General features: G+C 57.7%; 11 protein-coding genes and 6 tRNA genes. 12 read left to right on the top strand and 5 right to left on the bottom strand.

Annotated elements, in window-relative coordinates; genetic code table 11:
* The 5 genes from EKL15_RS08850 to nagE all read right to left on the bottom strand — a co-directional run.
* Window positions 1–401, bottom strand: a 401-nt coding sequence (locus EKL15_RS08850; RefSeq protein WP_203089262.1) for a carbohydate-binding domain-containing protein, incomplete at its 3' end; no start/stop codon positions are given.
* A 13-nt stretch (window positions 402–414) separates the two neighbouring features.
* Window positions 415–741 carry a ChiQ/YbfN family lipoprotein gene (chiQ, locus tag EKL15_RS08845; RefSeq protein ID WP_004939944.1) on the bottom strand — a complete coding sequence of 109 codons (327 nt, stop codon included), beginning with the start codon at window positions 739–741 and terminating at the stop codon, window positions 415–417.
* Window positions 742–787: 46 nt separating this feature from the next.
* The gene (locus EKL15_RS08840) at window positions 788–2,191 is read right to left on the bottom strand and encodes an OprD family outer membrane porin (protein WP_019454060.1); all 1,404 of its coding nucleotides are present in this window, start codon (window positions 2,189–2,191) and stop codon (window positions 788–790) included.
* Window positions 2,192–2,769: 578 nt separating this feature from the next.
* Window positions 2,770–4,434: a glutamine--tRNA ligase gene (glnS, locus tag EKL15_RS08835; RefSeq protein ID WP_060440515.1), complete on the bottom strand. Its 1,665-nt coding sequence runs from the start codon at window positions 4,432–4,434 to the stop codon at window positions 2,770–2,772.
* A gap of 240 nt (window positions 4,435–4,674) precedes the next feature.
* Window positions 4,675–6,711: an N-acetylglucosamine-specific PTS transporter subunit IIBC gene (gene nagE, locus EKL15_RS08830; protein WP_060423598.1), complete on the bottom strand. Its 2,037-nt coding sequence runs from the start codon at window positions 6,709–6,711 to the stop codon at window positions 4,675–4,677.
* Between the two features lie 334 nt (window positions 6,712–7,045).
* On the opposite strand from nagE, the gene nagB reads away from it, so the two are divergent.
* The 12 genes from nagB (at window position 7,046) to EKL15_RS08770 (ending at window position 15,465) form a co-directional block, all read left to right on the top strand.
* Complete coding sequence (gene nagB / locus EKL15_RS08825) at window positions 7,046–7,846, top strand: glucosamine-6-phosphate deaminase (protein ID WP_004939952.1); 801 nt, start codon at window positions 7,046–7,048, stop codon at window positions 7,844–7,846.
* A gap of 18 nt (window positions 7,847–7,864) precedes the next feature.
* Complete coding sequence (gene nagA / locus EKL15_RS08820) at window positions 7,865–9,004, top strand: N-acetylglucosamine-6-phosphate deacetylase (RefSeq protein ID WP_060440516.1); 1,140 nt, start codon at window positions 7,865–7,867, stop codon at window positions 9,002–9,004.
* 27 nt (window positions 9,005–9,031) lie between these two features.
* Window positions 9,032–10,252: an N-acetylglucosamine repressor gene (locus EKL15_RS08815; protein WP_004939956.1), complete on the top strand. Its 1,221-nt coding sequence runs from the start codon at window positions 9,032–9,034 to the stop codon at window positions 10,250–10,252.
* A 67-nt stretch (window positions 10,253–10,319) separates the two neighbouring features.
* Window positions 10,320–11,072, top strand: a complete 753-nt coding sequence (locus EKL15_RS08810) for an HAD-IIA family hydrolase (RefSeq protein ID WP_004939957.1) — start codon at window positions 10,320–10,322, stop codon at window positions 11,070–11,072.
* Between the two features lie 188 nt (window positions 11,073–11,260).
* Window positions 11,261–12,700: a glycosyl hydrolase family 18 protein gene (locus EKL15_RS08805; protein ID WP_087763323.1), complete on the top strand. Its 1,440-nt coding sequence runs from the start codon at window positions 11,261–11,263 to the stop codon at window positions 12,698–12,700.
* Window positions 12,701–12,984: 284 nt separating this feature from the next.
* Window positions 12,985–14,649 carry an asparagine synthase B gene (gene asnB / locus EKL15_RS08800; protein WP_004939961.1) on the top strand — a complete coding sequence of 555 codons (1,665 nt, stop codon included), beginning with the start codon at window positions 12,985–12,987 and terminating at the stop codon, window positions 14,647–14,649.
* Between the two features lie 218 nt (window positions 14,650–14,867).
* Window positions 14,868–14,944, top strand: a tRNA-Met gene (locus tag EKL15_RS08795).
* A 15-nt stretch (window positions 14,945–14,959) separates the two neighbouring features.
* A tRNA-Leu gene (locus EKL15_RS08790) sits at window positions 14,960–15,044 on the top strand.
* A 30-nt stretch (window positions 15,045–15,074) separates the two neighbouring features.
* Window positions 15,075–15,149: transfer RNA gene (locus EKL15_RS08785), tRNA-Gln, on the top strand.
* A 44-nt stretch (window positions 15,150–15,193) separates the two neighbouring features.
* Window positions 15,194–15,268 (top strand) — tRNA-Gln (locus tag EKL15_RS08780).
* A gap of 41 nt (window positions 15,269–15,309) precedes the next feature.
* Window positions 15,310–15,386 (top strand) — tRNA-Met (locus EKL15_RS08775).
* Between the two features lie 4 nt (window positions 15,387–15,390).
* Window positions 15,391–15,465: transfer RNA gene (locus tag EKL15_RS08770), tRNA-Gln, on the top strand.
* The last annotated feature ends 39 nt before the right edge of the window (window positions 15,466–15,504 follow it).

Genomic DNA, 15,504 nt, shown 5'->3' with positions numbered 1-15,504 from the left:
ACCGGGATTTCCACCGCCTTACCGGCCGGGAAGCCGCTGAATTTGGCGGTCGGCTCCAGCTTGTACAGATCGCCGGTGAGGTGAGCAATCTTGAACTGGTCGTTGTCTACCCGCAGGGTCTGGCGCGGGCTGTGGAAATAGATGACCCAGTCTTTACCGTCGATCGCCTGGCCGTCGTTGCTGAGGGTGAACAACACCCGGTTGCATGAGGCCCAGTCGGCGCCCAGCGCCGCGCAATCCACGCCGTTTTCGCCGGCGCGGTTATCCAGCATTTTTACGTTCAGCTTCAGCTGGCTCAGCTGATCCACCAGCTGTTGATCGGCCATGGCGTTTCCCATGCCGCCCAGAAATCCCATCGTTGCCGTCAACGCGGCTAATGCGCTCAGTTTGAATGCGTTCATGTTCTTGTCCTTCTTAATTATTGTTATCGCGAATTTCTTGCCACAGCTTGCCGCACTTGGCGTCGTAAGCCTGACCGTTACCGCTGTGCACCGCCATAATGCAGTTCTGATAATCCATCACCCGCACCGTTTCCTGCGCGGCGAACTGCTGGTGCTGCTTCTCTTGTTTCAGCACGTTCAGCACCGCCTTACAGGGTTGCAGACGCTCCGGCGAACCTTCGGCGGTGTTGATGCAGGCGCTGTAAGCCTGCTTCAATTTGGCGTCTTCCGGCGGTGCGGCGGGTTGCGCACAGGCGCTCAAGGCCGCGGCGGCCGCCAACATCAGCATGATTTTTTTCATCGTTGAATTCCCTTAACTGCCCCCGGCGGCGAGGCCGGGGAACGCATCAGAAGATGGTGAATGGCGCGATGACCATGAACTTGACGTCTTTCTCGTCCTGGAAGATGTTGCCGTAACCGCCGCCCCAGCTCGGGATGTTGGTGTGGTTGTCATACTGGGTGTAGTGCAGCTTGATCAGGGTGCCCTTGGCGCGCCCTTCCTGGATGGTGTACATCGCGTCCAGGCTCCAGGCGCTCTCCTTCAGGCGCTGGCTCTGATCGTAGATCGGGTTGGTGCTCGGCTTGGCATCCCAGGCGTAAACGTAGGAGCCGCCAACCGCCATGCCCGGCAGATTCCAGTTGCTGAGGTCATACATCACGCCGGCGTACACCGCTTTCTCGCCGTTGGCGTTAAAGTCGGAGCGGTTATCCCACCACACGTCCAGACGACCGTTGGATGAGGCGTAGGTCGGGGTCATGCGCTGCAGGAAGAAGCCCTGGTTGCCTTCCGCCTTGACCATGGTGCCTTCCAGACGCCAGTTGAACTGCCCGGTGGTGTAACCGAAGGTCAGCGCCTGCAGCCAGGCCAGGCCGTCGTAGATGCTGTTCGGATCGTTCTTGTTACTGATGCGGTCTTCCGCACCGTAGAACTGGTAACTGGTGGTCAGCGGGTTGCCGAGCACATCGAATTTGTAAGACGCCTTGGTGAAGTATTGATTCACATAACCCTGCGCCTGGCCGAAGGCGGCTTCCAGCACCAGATCGTTTTTGAAATCGTACTTGGCGCCCAGCGAGTGCAGGTAGGAGACGCGCGTTTTCTTATCGTTCTGGCGGAAGTCGTCCATCTCGATATGCCACGGCGCCTTGTATTTGTCGGTCCACATGTAGGAGAAGCTCAACGCACCGGCGTCGCCGTAGTCGAACTTGGCGCCGGCTTCGGCCCCCTGATAGGTGCCCGGCATAAAGCTCCAGTGCGGCGCCAGCAGGGTTTGGCCGCTCGGCTGAATATAGCCGGCGCGCGCCCAAACCGGGCCGTATTTGAATTTGGCGGCGGCTTTGTACAGGCTGACGCCGCCTTTGTCACCGGAATAGTCTTCGTCGTAGGTACGGTTTTTCGAGGAGAACGCGATCTCGTTCGGGTGGCCGCTGGCGCTGGATTCCGCCAGCTCGATGGCGGTAAAGGCACCGACGTCCAGACCAAACATGTCCCAGGCGTAGCCCGAAGCGAAATCCAGGCTCAGGTTGGCGGTGGAGTGCGACAGGTTGGTGGTGTATTGGTTGTAATCCTTGCTGTCCGGATTGAGATCTTTACGGTCGCGCTCACGTTGCCAGTAATAAATGCCGCCGGTCAGCGTGGAATCATCGATAAACCCTGCGGCTTTCGCCTCAGGCGCCATGGCAAACCCTGTTCCCAACAGCGCGCCCGCGACTGCGAGCGCCAGCGTTTTACGCTGAGCACCGTGCGTACCCATATTGAAATTCCTCTTTGACTTAACTTAAAAGTTGCAGCCGCCTGTGTTCACCACTGCCCTGCACGACTGCCAATAAAAAACCCGAACGGGTAAAAAATATTGCCGACGAGATGTTATTCCCACAGCACTAATTGCTACAGACAGACTATTTTTCGCGACGCGAATTATCAAATGAAAAATGAGGGAGATTTGTCAAAGTATGACAAGGAGCACATATCAGTGAGAATTTGTTACGCTGGTGATCATAGAGGGTGTCGAATAAAAAATTCAATTAAATCAGAATAAATTGAGATACAAGGTCAACCAGAGACGATTAATGGTTTCAGCCTGGCTAAATTCGTCAGTCAGACGATAAAAATTGAGAGCGCTCTCCAAATGAAATTAATTCGCATCACGAATATATAAGAAAAAATGAAGACTAATAGGACCAATATAAGAGAACTAATGGGTTAATGCGTCGCCATTAATTAAACGCACCCCGGATAAAATGAGAGAGGAATAGATCGCGAGCTGAGCGCAGGCATAAAAAAGCGCGGCTTAAAGCCGCGCTGATTCATTAATTTTCGAGGCGAATAAGATTAGCCTTCGATTTTCGCCCAGGTGTCACGCAGGCCGACGGTGCGGTTAAACACCAGATGCTCGGCCGACGAGTGACGGTTGTCGGCGCAGAAGTAACCTTCTCGCTCGAACTGATAGGCTTTCTCCGGCTGTGCAGCCGCCAGGCTCGGCTCGACGAAGCCGTGCTTGATGACCAGCGATTCCGGGTTGATGGTGGAGAGGAAGTCCTCCGCCGCGCCCGGATTAGGCACGCTGAACAGGCGATCGTACAGGCGAATTTCCGCCGGCAGCGCGTGCGCCGCTGACACCCAGTGGATCACGCCCTTCACCTTGCGGCCGTCGGCAGGATCTTTGCTCAGCGTTTCCGCATCGTAGCTGCAGAAGATGGTGGTGATCTCGCCCGCTTCGTCCTTCTCGACGCGCTCGGCCTTGATCACGTACGCATTGCGCAGACGCACTTCCTTGCCCAGCACCAGACGCTTGTACTGCTTGTTGGCTTCTTCGCGGAAGTCGGCGCGATCGATATAGATCTCGCGGCTGAACGGCACATCGCGGCTGCCCATTTCCGGTTTGTTCGGGTGGTTAGGCATGGTGACCATTTCCACCGCATCGCCCATGTTCTCGATGACGATTTTCACCGGATCCAGCACCGCCATGGCGCGCGGCGCGTTCTCGTTCAGATCGTCGCGGATGCAGGATTCCAGCGCCACCATCTCGACGTTGTTGTCTTGCTTGGTCACGCCGATGCGCAGGCAGAACTCGCGGATAGAGGCGGCGGTATAACCGCGGCGGCGCAGACCGGAGACGGTTGGCATACGCGGATCGTCCCAGCCCTCGACGATCTTCTCGGCCACCAGCTGGTGCAGCTTGCGCTTCGACATGATGGCGTATTCGAGGTTGAGACGCGAAAACTCGTACTGACGCGGGTGGCAAGGAATGGTGATGTTATCCAGCACCCAGTCATACAGACGGCGGTTATCCTGGAATTCCAGGGTGCACAGCGAATGGGTGATCCCTTCCAGCGCATCGGAAATGCAGTGGGTGAAATCGTACATCGGATAGATGCACCATTTATTGCCGGTCTGGTGGTGTTCGGCGAACTTGATGCGGTACAGCACCGGATCGCGCATCACGATAAACGGCGAAGCCATATCGATCTTGGCGCGCAGGCAGGCGGCGCCTTCGGCGAACTCGCCGTTGCGCATCTTCTCGAACAGCGCCAGGTTCTCTTCCACGCTGCGGCCGCGGTACGGGCTGTCTTTGCCCGGCGCGGTCAGGGTGCCGCGATATTCACGGATCTGCTCCGGCGACAGCTCATCGACGTAGGCCAGGCCCTTGGTGATCAGCTCAACCGCATACTGGTGCAGCTGATCGAAATAGTCTGAGGAGTAACGAACGTTGCCGCTCCACTCAAAGCCCAGCCACTCCACGTCGTGCTTGATTGACTCCACGAACTCGATGTCTTCTTTCACCGGGTTGGTGTCATCGAAACGCAGGTTGCACTGGCCCTGATAGTCCTTGGCGATGCCGAAGTTCAGGCAGATGGACTTGGCGTGGCCGATATGCAGATAGCCGTTAGGCTCCGGCGGGAAGCGGGTATGTACCGACGTGTGTTTCCCCGACGCCAGATCTTCATCGACGATCTGACGGATAAAATTGGTTGGGCGGGCTTCAGCCTCACTCATTTCACTGTTCCTCAATGCAAAGCGCTACACATAACCGCCTATGATCCAACAAGCCACGTCTGGAAACAACCGTTTGTTTCACGAAAAATGCGGCGCGTTGCACCGTCGGCGCGCAGCGCACCGCCGTGGGGCGAAACGGAATAAAAAAAGCGGGAAGAGATCGCTCTCTTCCCGCCAAGTCGGGGTAAACTCCGCCATGATGCGTGGCCGGCCCCCGGTACTACTCAGGTAAAAACGGTCTTACTTTTGGATCTCGTACAGCTTGGTCTGACCGGCGACGACAGAGCCGCTGGCCAGCGCCGCCAGGCCGGCGTAGTCGTCAGAGTTGCTGACCACCACCGGGCTTATCATCGAACGCGCGTTGGCGTTCAGATAATCCAGATCCAGTTCCAGAATCGGTTGACCGGCTTTCACTTCCGCGCCCTCTTCCACCAGGCGTTTGAAGCCCTGGCCTTCCAGCGCGACGGTGTCGATCCCCATGTGCACCACGATCTCGGCGCCCTTGTCGGTTTCCAGGCAGAACGCGTGGTTGGTATTGAAGATTTTCACCACGGTGCCGTCCGCCGGCGCCACGACGATGTTGTCGGTCGGGCGAATCGCCAGGCCGTCACCTACCGCCTTGCTGGCGAAAGCTTCGTCCGGCACCTGATCGAGCGCCACGACTTCACCGGTCACCGGCGCCACCAGCGTTTCAAACGCGACTTTCGGTGCGTTCGGTACCGCCTGCGGTTTGGCTTCCGCAGCAGGAGCCGCCGCCGGGGCCGCCGCTGCCGCTACCGGGCCGGCTGCAATCACGTTGCGCATTGCGCTGGCGATAAGTTCAGCACGGGTGCCGACGATCACTTGCACGCTCTGCTTGTTCAGACGGATAACGCCGGATGCGCCGAGGCGTTTCGCCAATGCGTCGTTCACCAGCGCGGAGTCTTTCACGTTCAAACGCAGGCGAGTGATGCAGGCATCGATGCCGGTCAGGTTGTCGGAACCGCCGATCGCGCCGACGTAGCGACGGGCCAGCGTGGTAGTTTCGTTCTCGTCTTTACCGGCGTTGCTGTTGACGTTGACGTCATAACCGTCGGTTTCGTCACCGGCAACCGCCAGCTCGCGGCCTGGGGTCATCAGGTTGAACTTATTGATGGTGAAGCGGAACACCACATAGTAGATAACGAAGAACACCAGACCTTGCGGGATCAGCATGTACCAGTGGGTCGCCAACGGGTTGCGCGACGACAGCACCATATCCACCAAACCGGCGCTGAAGCCGAAACCGGCAATCCAGTGCATGCTGGCGGCGATGAAGACGGAAATCCCGGTCAAGATCGCGTGAAGCACATACAGCACCGGCGCCACAAACATGAAGGAGAATTCCAGCGGTTCGGTGATGCCGGTAAAGAAGGCAGCGAATGCCCCCGCCATCATGATCCCCAGCACTTTCGCCTTATTCTCAGGGCGCGCGCAGTGATAGATAGCCAGCGCTGCGCCCGGCAGACCAAACATCATGATCGGGAAGAAGCCCGCCTGATAACGGCCGGTGATGCCGACGACCGCTTTACCGGCTTCGATCGACTGCTGGCCGCCAAGGAAGTTAGGGATATCGTTGATGCCGGCCACGTCGAACCAGAACACCGAGTTCAGCGCGTGGTGCAGGCCGACCGGGATCAGCAGACGGTTGAAGAAGGCATAGATGCCCGCGCCGACGGAGCCCAATTTCTGGATGTGTTCGCCGAAGCTCACCAGAGCGCCGAACACCACTGGCCAGACATACATCAGGATGTAAGCGACCAGGATCATCAGGAAGGAAATGAGGATCGGCACCAGACGGCGACCGCTGAAGAACGACAGCGCCTTAGGCAGCTCGACGCCGCTGAAGCGGTTGTACACTTCGGCGGAGATGATACCCACCAGAATACCGACGAACTGGTTTTCAATTTTGCCGAACGCGGCAGGCACCTGGTCGAGGGGGATCTTCTGAATCATCGACACGGCGGCCGGTGAACAGAGGGTGGTCAGCACCAGGAAACCGACGAAGCCGGTCAGTGCGGCAGAGCCGTCCTTGTCTTTGGACATGCCGTAGGCCACACCGATGGCGAACAGCACGGCCATATGATCGATAATGGCTGAACCGGATTTGATAAATAATGCGGCAAGCGCGTTGTCGCCGCCCCAACCAACAGGGTCAATCCAGTACCCGACGCCCATCAAGATGGCGGCGGCAGGCAGCGTGGCGACCGGCACCATCAGCGCCCGTCCCACCTTTTGCAAATAACTAAGAATGTTCACCTTTTCCCCCTATGTTGTCCGCGGACGGACCCTATTAGTAGTTTATTTGGATCTCTCACTACCTTTTTAGAAACAATGCTTGGCACGTATCACTCATGCCGAGTGTAAAAAATTTATTTTGTATCGCAAATTAAAACCTCCCTTTTTGTGATAAATATCACCAAAAAGTAGTCTTTACCTCCCAGATTGCTGGCCATCACACAAAACTTATTTTATCATTCAAAAAATCAACCGGACGGACGATTCACGCGAGAATCATAAAGCTGGGTTACGCTTAGGACTCCCGCAGGCCCGTACAGTATAGCTTTAGTTTACTTATCCCAAGAGGTGTTAGATGAGACTTATCCCACTGAAAGATACCGCACAAGTCGGCAAATGGGCCGCGCGTCATATCGTTCAACGCATCAACGCATTCAAGCCAACCGCAGAGCGCCCGTTTGTCCTCGGCCTGCCCACCGGCGGCACGCCGCTGGAAGCCTACAAACATCTGATTGCGATGCACAAAGCAGGTGAAGTAAGCTTTAAGCATGTTGTGACTTTCAACATGGACGAGTACGTTGGCCTGCCGCAGGAACACCCGGAAAGCTACCACACCTTCATGTACCGCAACTTCTTTGACCACGTTGATATCCCTCGTGAAAATATCAACCTGCTGAACGGCAACGCCGCGGATGTCGACGCCGAGTGCCGCCAGTACGAAGAGAAGATCAAGTCTTACGGCAAAATTAACCTGTTCATGGGCGGCGTGGGCATCGACGGCCATATCGCGTTCAACGAGCCGGCTTCGTCCCTGGCTTCACGCACCCGCATCAAAACGCTGACCGAAGACACCCGCATCGCCAACTCGCGCTTCTTCGGCGGCGACGTCAGCCTGGTGCCGAAATATGCGTTGACCGTTGGCGTGGGCACGCTGCTGGACGCGGAAGAAGTGATGATCCTGGTGACCGGCCACGCCAAGGCGCAGGCGCTGGAAGCCGCGGTGGAAGGCAACATTAACCACATGTGGACCATCAGCTGCCTGCAGCTGCACGCCAAAGCGGTCGTGGTGTGCGACGAGCCGGCTACCATGGAGCTGAAAGTCAAAACCGTCAAATATTTCCGCGAGTTAGAAGCGGAAAGCGTGAAAAGTCTTTAATCTTTGCAGGGGGCTACGATGTTCGCTTTAACCCACGGCCGAATCTATACCGGCCACGACGTACTTGATGACCATGCAGTCATTATCGCTGATGGGCTGATCGAGAGAGTCTGCCCGGCGGCTGAATTGCCCGCCGGCATCGAAACGCGCGACCTGGGTGGCGCCATCCTGGCCCCCGGGCTTATCGACGTGCAGCTGAACGGCTGCGGCGGCGTCCAGTTCAACGATTCGCTGGAAGCGATTTCGGAAGAAACGCTGGAGATCATGCAGCGCGCCAACGAGAAATCCGGCTGCACCAGCTATCTGCCGACGCTGATCACCAGCAGCGACGAATTCATGAAGCACAGCGTCGACGTGATGCGCGCTTATCTGAAAAAGCACCAAAACCAGGCGCTGGGCCTGCACCTGGAAGGGCCGTACCTCAGCCCGGTGAAAAAAGGCACCCATAACCCGGCGTTCATTCGCAAGCCAACTCAGGACATGATCGATTACCTGTGCGCCAACGCCGACGTGATCACCAAGGTGACGCTGGCGCCGGAAATGGTTGAGCCGCACGTTATCGAGCAGCTGACCAAGGCCGGCATCGTGGTCTCCGCCGGCCACTCGAACGCCACCTACGATCAGGCGCGCACCGGCTTCGCCGCCGGCATCAGCTTCGCCACCCACCTGTACAACGCCATGCCGTATATCACCGGCCGCGAACCGGGGCTGATGGGGGCGATCTTCGATACGCCGGAGGTCTATACCGGCATCATCGCCGACGGCCATCACGTGGCCTGGGCGAGTATCCGTAACGCCAAACGCCTGAAAGGTGATAAATTGGTATTGGTCACCGACGCGACCGCACCGGCAGGTGCAGATATTGACCAATTTATTTTCGCCGGTAAAACAATATACTATCGGGATGGGCTGTGCGTGGATGAGAACGGTACCCTGAGCGGTTCCGCACTGACCATGATCGAAGCGGTGCAAAACAGCGTCGAGCATATCGGCATCGCGCTGGACGAAGCGCTGCGTATGGCGACGCTGTATCCGGCGCGCGCCATCGGCGTCGAGCAGCGTCTGGGCACCATCGAAGCCGGCAAGGTGGCTAACCTGACCGCCTTCACCCGTGATTTCAAGATCACCAAAACGCTCGTTAACGGTAACGAGGTTTAATTCAATGAACAGCGAGTAACATTATTGATGAGCACTGGCGGACAAGCACAAATAGGGAACGTTGACTTAGTCAAACAGCTTAACGGCGCGGCAGTTTACCGCCTGATCGACCAGCAGGGCCCGATCTCGCGCATTCAAATTGCCGAACTCAGCCAGCTTGCCCCCGCCAGCGTCACCAAAATTACTCGCCAGCTGCTGGAGCGCGGGCTGATCAAAGAAGTCGATCAGCAAGCCTCCACCGGCGGCCGCCGCGCGATCTCCATCGTGTCGGAAACCCGTCATTTCCATACCGTCGCGGTGCGTCTCGGCCGCCACGACGCCACCATCACCCTGTATGACATGAGCGGTAAATCGCTCAGCGAAGAACACTATCCGCTGCCGGAACGCACCCAGGAAACGCTGGAAAATGCACTGTTCGCCGCCATCGCCCAATTCATCGAAGCAAACCAGCGCCGCCTGCGCGAGCTGATCGCCATCGCGGTGATCCTGCCCGGCCTGGTGGATCCGGCGCTGGGCGTGGTGCGCTACATGCCGCACATCAGCGTCAGCAACTGGGCGCTGGTCGACAACCTGCAGCAGCGCTTCAACGTCACCAGCTTCGTCGGCCACGACATCCGCAGCCTGGCGCTGGCGGAGCACTACTTCGGCGCTACCCGCGACTGCGAAGACTCGATTCTGGTGCGCCTGCACCGCGGCACCGGCGCCGGCATCATCGTCAACGGGCAGATTTTTCTCGGCAATAACGGCAACGTCGGCGAAATCGGCCATATCCAAATCGATCCGCTGGGTGAACGCTGCCACTGCGGCAACTTCGGCTGCCTGGAAACCGTAGCCGCCAACGCGGCGATCGAACAGCGCGTGCGCCAGCTGCTGAGCCAGGGCTACCCGAGCAAACTGACGCTGGAAGACTGCGGCATCAACGCCATCTGCAAGGCCGCCAACCGCGGCGATCTGCTGGCCAGCGAAGTGATCGAACACGTCGGCCGCTATCTGGGCAAGGCGGTGGCCATCGCCATCAACCTGTTCAATCCGCAGAAGGTGGTGATCGCCGGTGAGATCACCGAAGCGGACAAGGTGCTGCTGCCGGCGATCCAGAGCTGCATCAATACCCAGGTGCTGAAGGACTTCCGCAAAAATCTGCCGGTGGTGACCTCCGAACTCAATCATCGCTCGGCGATCGGCGCTTTCGCCCTGGCCAAACGCGCGATGCTCAACGGCGTGCTCTTGCAGCGATTGCTGGAAAGCTGATCCGCCGCTTCTGGCAGGTGTGTTATCGTCACCCCTTGCCTGCCGTAATCATGAGAAACAGCGACAAATGAAAATCAAAAACGTTATATGCGATATCGACGGCGTGCTGCTGCATGACAATACGCCGGTGCCCGGCGCCGATCTGTTCCTGGCGCGCATCCAGGAACAAGGCATGCCGCTGGTGGTGCTGACCAACTACCCGTCACAGACCGCGCAGGATCTGGCGAACCGCTTCGCCGCCGCCGGGCTGGAAGTGCCGGAGAGCGCGTTCTATACCTCGGCGATGGCCACCGCCGATTTCCTGCGCCGCCAGGAAGGCAAAAAAGCCTACGTGGTCGGCGAAGGCGCTCTGATCCATGAGCTGTACAAAGCCGGTTTCACCATCACCGACATCAACCCGGATTTCGTGATCGTCGGTGAAACCCGCTCTTACAACTGGGACATGATGCACAAGGCCGCCTACTTCGTCAGTAACGGCGCACGCTTTATCGCCACCAACCCGGATAGCCACGGCCACGGCTTCTCGCCGGCCTGCGGCGCGCTGTGCGCCCCCATCGAGAAGATCACCGGCCGCAAGCCGTTTTACGTCGGCAAGCCCAGCCCGTGGATCATTCGCGCCGCATTGAACAAAATGCAGGCGCACTCGGAAGAGACGGTGATCGTCGGCGACAACCTGCGCACCGACATTCTGGCGGGCTTCCAGGCCGGTCTGGAAACCGTGCTGGTGCTGTCCGGCGTCTCCACGCTGAGCGACATCGAAACCATGCCGTTCCGCCCGAGCTACGTCTACCCTTCCGTTGCCGATATCACCATCTTCTGATGCATTATGGCGGCTGCCCGGCCGCCATTATTTCTCTCTTCCTGACCGCAGTTTGAATTTAATTCGTTCATGGCCGCAAAAGGTTTCAGCCTGCCTGCGCTAAAAATCCTCATTATAACCTTACGCCCCGCCAATAGCTGATATTGCCGGCCAGCGAAAAACCTTTACCCCTAATTAATGAGGCTACCATGAGCACAAATAACATGATTAATGCCGCCGCCGATGACGCAGCCATTATGCCGACTATCGCCAATAAAAAAATCCTGATGGGTTTTTGGCACAACTGGGCCGCCGGTGCCAGTGACGGCTATCGGCAAGGCCAGTTCGCCAATATGAACCTGACCGATATTCCCGCCGAATACAACGTGGTGGCCGTCGCCTTTATGAAAGGCCAGGGCATCCCAACCTTCAAACCGTACAACCTGTCCGACGCCGAGTTCCGCCGCCAGGTAGGCGTGCTGAACAGCCAGGGCCGCGCGGTGCTGATCTCCCTCGGCGGCGCAGACGCGCATATCGAGCTGAAAACCGGCGACGAAGATAAGCTGAAAGACGAGATTATTCGCCTGGTGGAAGTCTATGGCTTCGACGGCCTGGATATCGATTTGGAACAGGCGGCAATCGGCGCCGCCAATAATAAAACCGTCTTGCCTGCGGCATTGAAAAAAGTAAAAGACTATTACGCCGCGCAGGGGAAAAACTTTATTATCAGCATGGCGCCGGAATTCCCATATTTACGTGAGAATGGCACCTACCTGGATTATATCAACGCCCTCGAAGGCTACTACGACTTTATCGCACCACAATATTACAACCAGGGTGGCGATGGCCTTTGGGTTGAAGAAATTAAAACCTGGCTGACCCAAAACGACGACACCAAGAAGGAAGACTTCCTCTACTACCTGACGGAAAGCCTGGTCACCGGCACCCGCGGCTATGCGAAGATCCCGGCGGCGAAATTCGTCATCGGCCTGCCGAGCAACAACGACGCCGCCGCCACCGGCTACGTGATCGATAAACAGGCGGTATATAACGCTTTCTCGCGTCTCGACGCCAAGAACCTATCGATCAAGGGCCTGATGACCTGGTCAATCAACTGGGACAACGGTAAGAGCAAAGCCGGCGTGGCCTACAACTGGGAATTCAAAACCCGCTACGCGCCGCTGATTCAGGGCGGCGTTACCCCACCGCCGGGAAAACCTAATGCACCGACTGCGCTGACGGTCGCCGAGCTGGGCGCCACCTCGCTGAAGCTGAGCTGGGCCGCCGCCACCGGCGCCTTACCGATCGCCAGTTACACCGTCTACCGCAACGGCACCCCGATCGGCCAGACCGCCGGCCTGTCGCTGGCCGACAGCGGCCTGACCCCGGCCACCCAGTACAGCTACTTCGTTACCGCCACCGACAGCCAGGGCAATACCTCGCTGCCGAGCAGCGCGCTGGCGGTTAAAACCGCCAACGACGGCACGCCACCCGATCCGGGGGCGCCCGAGTGGCAAAACAACCACAGCTACAAAGCCGGCGACGTGGTGAGTTATAAAGGCAAAAAATACACCTGTATCCAGGCGCACACCTCCAACGCCGGCTGGACGCCGGACGCCGCCTTCACCCTGTGGCAGCTCATCGCCTAATCGCTAATCGATTGCCGGCCAAACCGGCCGGCAATCCCGTCATCACGCTAAAAATTGCATCATCGTTAAATTTTCCCGCCAATAACTGAAAATCCGTTAAAAATCGCAGCCACGCAAACAACTATTTCTCAGCCTATGGCTAAAACGCTTGCATCACCTGCAGCTTTAGGCGCATTTTCATAACCACAGCGCAGCAAAACCGCGTTATCGCTGATGAATCGGCAATGCTGCCCATAACAGTAAAAAACAACATCACAGTCATGAAAGCCCGTTAGGAGAGTTGTATGTGTTCTATTTTCGGTGTGCTCGATCTGAAGTCCGATCCCGTTGAACTGCGTAAGAAAGCGCTGGAGCTGTCGCGCCTGATGCGCCACCGCGGCCCGGATTGGTCCGGCGTTTATGCCAGCGACAAAGCCATTTTGGCCCACGAACGCCTGTCGATCGTCGACGTCAACAACGGCGCTCAACCGCTGTACAACGCCGCGCACACCCACGTTCTGGCGGTCAACGGCGAAATTTACAACCACCAGGCGCTGCGCCAACAGCTGAGCGACCGCTACGCGTTCCAGACCGGGTCCGACTGTGAAGTGATCCTGGCGCTGTACCAGGAGAAAGGCCCGGATTTCCTCGACGATCTGCAAGGCATGTTCGCCTTCGCCCTGTATGACACCGAAAAAGACGCTTACCTGATCGGCCGCGATCACCTGGGCATCATCCCGCTGTACATGGGCCACGACGAGCACGGCAACCTGTACGTCGCCTCGGAAATGAAAGCGCTGGTGCCGGTGTGCCGCACCATCAAGGAATTCCCGGCCGGCAGCTACCTGTGGAGCCAGGACGGTGAGATCCGCGAATACTATCGACGCGACTGGTTCGATTACGACAGCGTCAAAGACAACGTGACCGACGCCGCCGCCTTGCGCACCGCGCTGGAAGAGTCGGTGAAAAGCCACCTGATGTCCGACGTGCCTTACGGCGTGCTGCTGTCGGGCGGGCTGGATTCCTCGGTCATCTCGGCGATCACCAAGAAGTACGCCGCGCGCCGCGTGGAAGATCAGGAACGCAGCGAAGCCTGGTGGCCGCAGCTGCACTCCTTCGCCGTCGGCCTGGAAGGCTCGCCGGATCTGCGTGCCGCGCAGGAGGTCGCCAACCATCTGGGCACCGTGCACCATGAGATCCACTTCACCGTGCAGGAAGGCCTGGACGCCATCCGCGACGTGATTTACCACATCGAAACCTATGACGTCACCACCATTCGCGCCTCGACGCCAATGTACCTGATGTCGCGCAAAATCAAGGCGATGGGCATCAAGATGGTGCTCTCCGGCGAAGGCGCGGACGAAGTGTTCGGCGGCTACCTTTACTTCCATAAGGCGCCGGACGCCCGCGAATTCCACGAAGAGACCGTGCGCAAGCTGCTGGCGCTGCATATGTTCGACTGCGCGCGCGCCAACAAGGCGATGTCCGCCTGGGGCGTTGAGGCCCGCGTGCCGTTCCTGGACAAGAAATTCCTCGACGTGGCGATGCGCATCAACCCGAAAGATAAAATGTGCGGCAACGGCAAAATGGAAAAACACATCGTCCGCGAATGTTTCGAGTCCTATTTGCCGGCCAGCGTGGCCTGGCGCCAAAAAGAGCAGTTCTCCGACGGCGTCGGCTACAGCTGGATCGACACGCTAAAAGAGGTCGCTGCGCAGCAAATCAGCGATCAACAGCTCGAAACCGCGCGTTTCCGCTTCCCGTACAACACGCCGACCTCGAAAGAAGGCTACCTGTACCGCGAGATCTTCGAAGAGCTGTTCCCGCTGCCGAGCGCCGCCGAATGCGTGCCGGGCGGCCCGTCCGTCGCCTGCTCGTCCGCCAAGGCCATCGAATGGGACGAATCGTTCAAGAAGATGGACGATCCTTCCGGCCGCGCCGTCGGCGTGCACCAGGCCGCCTATAAATAATCGCGCGGCGTTTTCCCCAAGGCGGGCCTTTTGGCCCGCCTTTTTGTTGCCTTTCCCCCCCGCCAACTGCCTGAATTGCCGATTTTATCGCCATAATGTTCACAACCCAGACAAACGGCGCTTCCCGGCACTTTTTCGGGAAAAAACTTGTTGACGCAAATCGGTCATATACGCATAATGCGCCCCGCAACGCCGATGAAGGCAAAGCAAAAAAAGAGGGCTACGTAGCTCAGTTGGTTAGAGCACATCACTCATAATGATGGGGTCACAGGTTCGAATCCCGTCGTAGCCACCATCTCTTTTTTGCATTGCGGGAGTGGCGAAATTGGTAGACGCACCAGATTTAGGTTCTGGCGCCGCAAGGTGTGCGAGTTCAAGTCTCGCCTCCCGCACCATTTCTCTTCATCGTCGGCGCAGTATGTTGATGGGGTATCGCCAAGCGGTAAGGCACCGGTTTTTGATACCGGCATTCCCTGGTTCGAATCCAGGTACCCCAGCCATATTCTTTCGAGAATGGGGTTTCAACATAAGATTTGTTTGCAGGTGGGGTATCGCCAAGCGGTAAGGCACCGGTTTTTGATACCGGCATTCCCTGGTTCGAATCCAGGTACCCCAGCCATAACAAACTGCTTGCAAATCAAAGAAGTAAAAAGTAACATCGGCTACGTAGCTCAGCTGGTTAGAGCACATCACTCATAATGATGGGGTCACAGGTTCAAATCCCGTCGTAGCCACCATAATTGGGGTGTCGCCAAGCGGTAAGGCTCTGGTTTCTGATACCAGCATACCCAGGTTCGAATCCTGGCACCCCAGCCATATTTAGAAAAGCCCGCTTCGGCGGGCTTTTTGCTGTCT

The organism is Serratia sp. 4542 (genome assembly GCF_016805595.1).
Taxonomy (GTDB): domain Bacteria; phylum Pseudomonadota; class Gammaproteobacteria; order Enterobacterales; family Enterobacteriaceae; genus Serratia; species Serratia nevei.
Note: the sequence above shows the minus strand (reverse complement) of the source record. Positions and strands in the feature narration are given on the sequence as shown.

Bases quoted from the DNA above. Each gene is read 5' to 3' on its own strand.
- asnB (WP_004939961.1), top strand. From the start codon at position 12,985: ATGTGTTCTATTTTCGGTGTGCTCGATCTGAAGTCCGATCCCGTTGAA.
- EKL15_RS08840 (WP_019454060.1), bottom strand. From the start codon at position 2,191: ATGGGTACGCACGGTGCTCAGCGTAAAACGCTGGCGCTCGCAGTCGCG.
- glnS (WP_060440515.1), bottom strand. From the start codon at position 4,434: ATGAGTGAGGCTGAAGCCCGCCCAACCAATTTTATCCGTCAGATCGTC.
- EKL15_RS08815 (WP_004939956.1), top strand. From the start codon at position 9,032: ATGAGCACTGGCGGACAAGCACAAATAGGGAACGTTGACTTAGTCAAA.
- EKL15_RS08810 (WP_004939957.1), top strand. From the start codon at position 10,320: ATGAAAATCAAAAACGTTATATGCGATATCGACGGCGTGCTGCTGCAT.
- nagB (WP_004939952.1), top strand. From the start codon at position 7,046: ATGAGACTTATCCCACTGAAAGATACCGCACAAGTCGGCAAATGGGCC.
- nagA (WP_060440516.1), top strand. From the start codon at position 7,865: ATGTTCGCTTTAACCCACGGCCGAATCTATACCGGCCACGACGTACTT.
- EKL15_RS08805 (WP_087763323.1), top strand. From the start codon at position 11,261: ATGAGCACAAATAACATGATTAATGCCGCCGCCGATGACGCAGCCATT.
- chiQ (WP_004939944.1), bottom strand. From the start codon at position 741: ATGAAAAAAATCATGCTGATGTTGGCGGCCGCCGCGGCCTTGAGCGCC.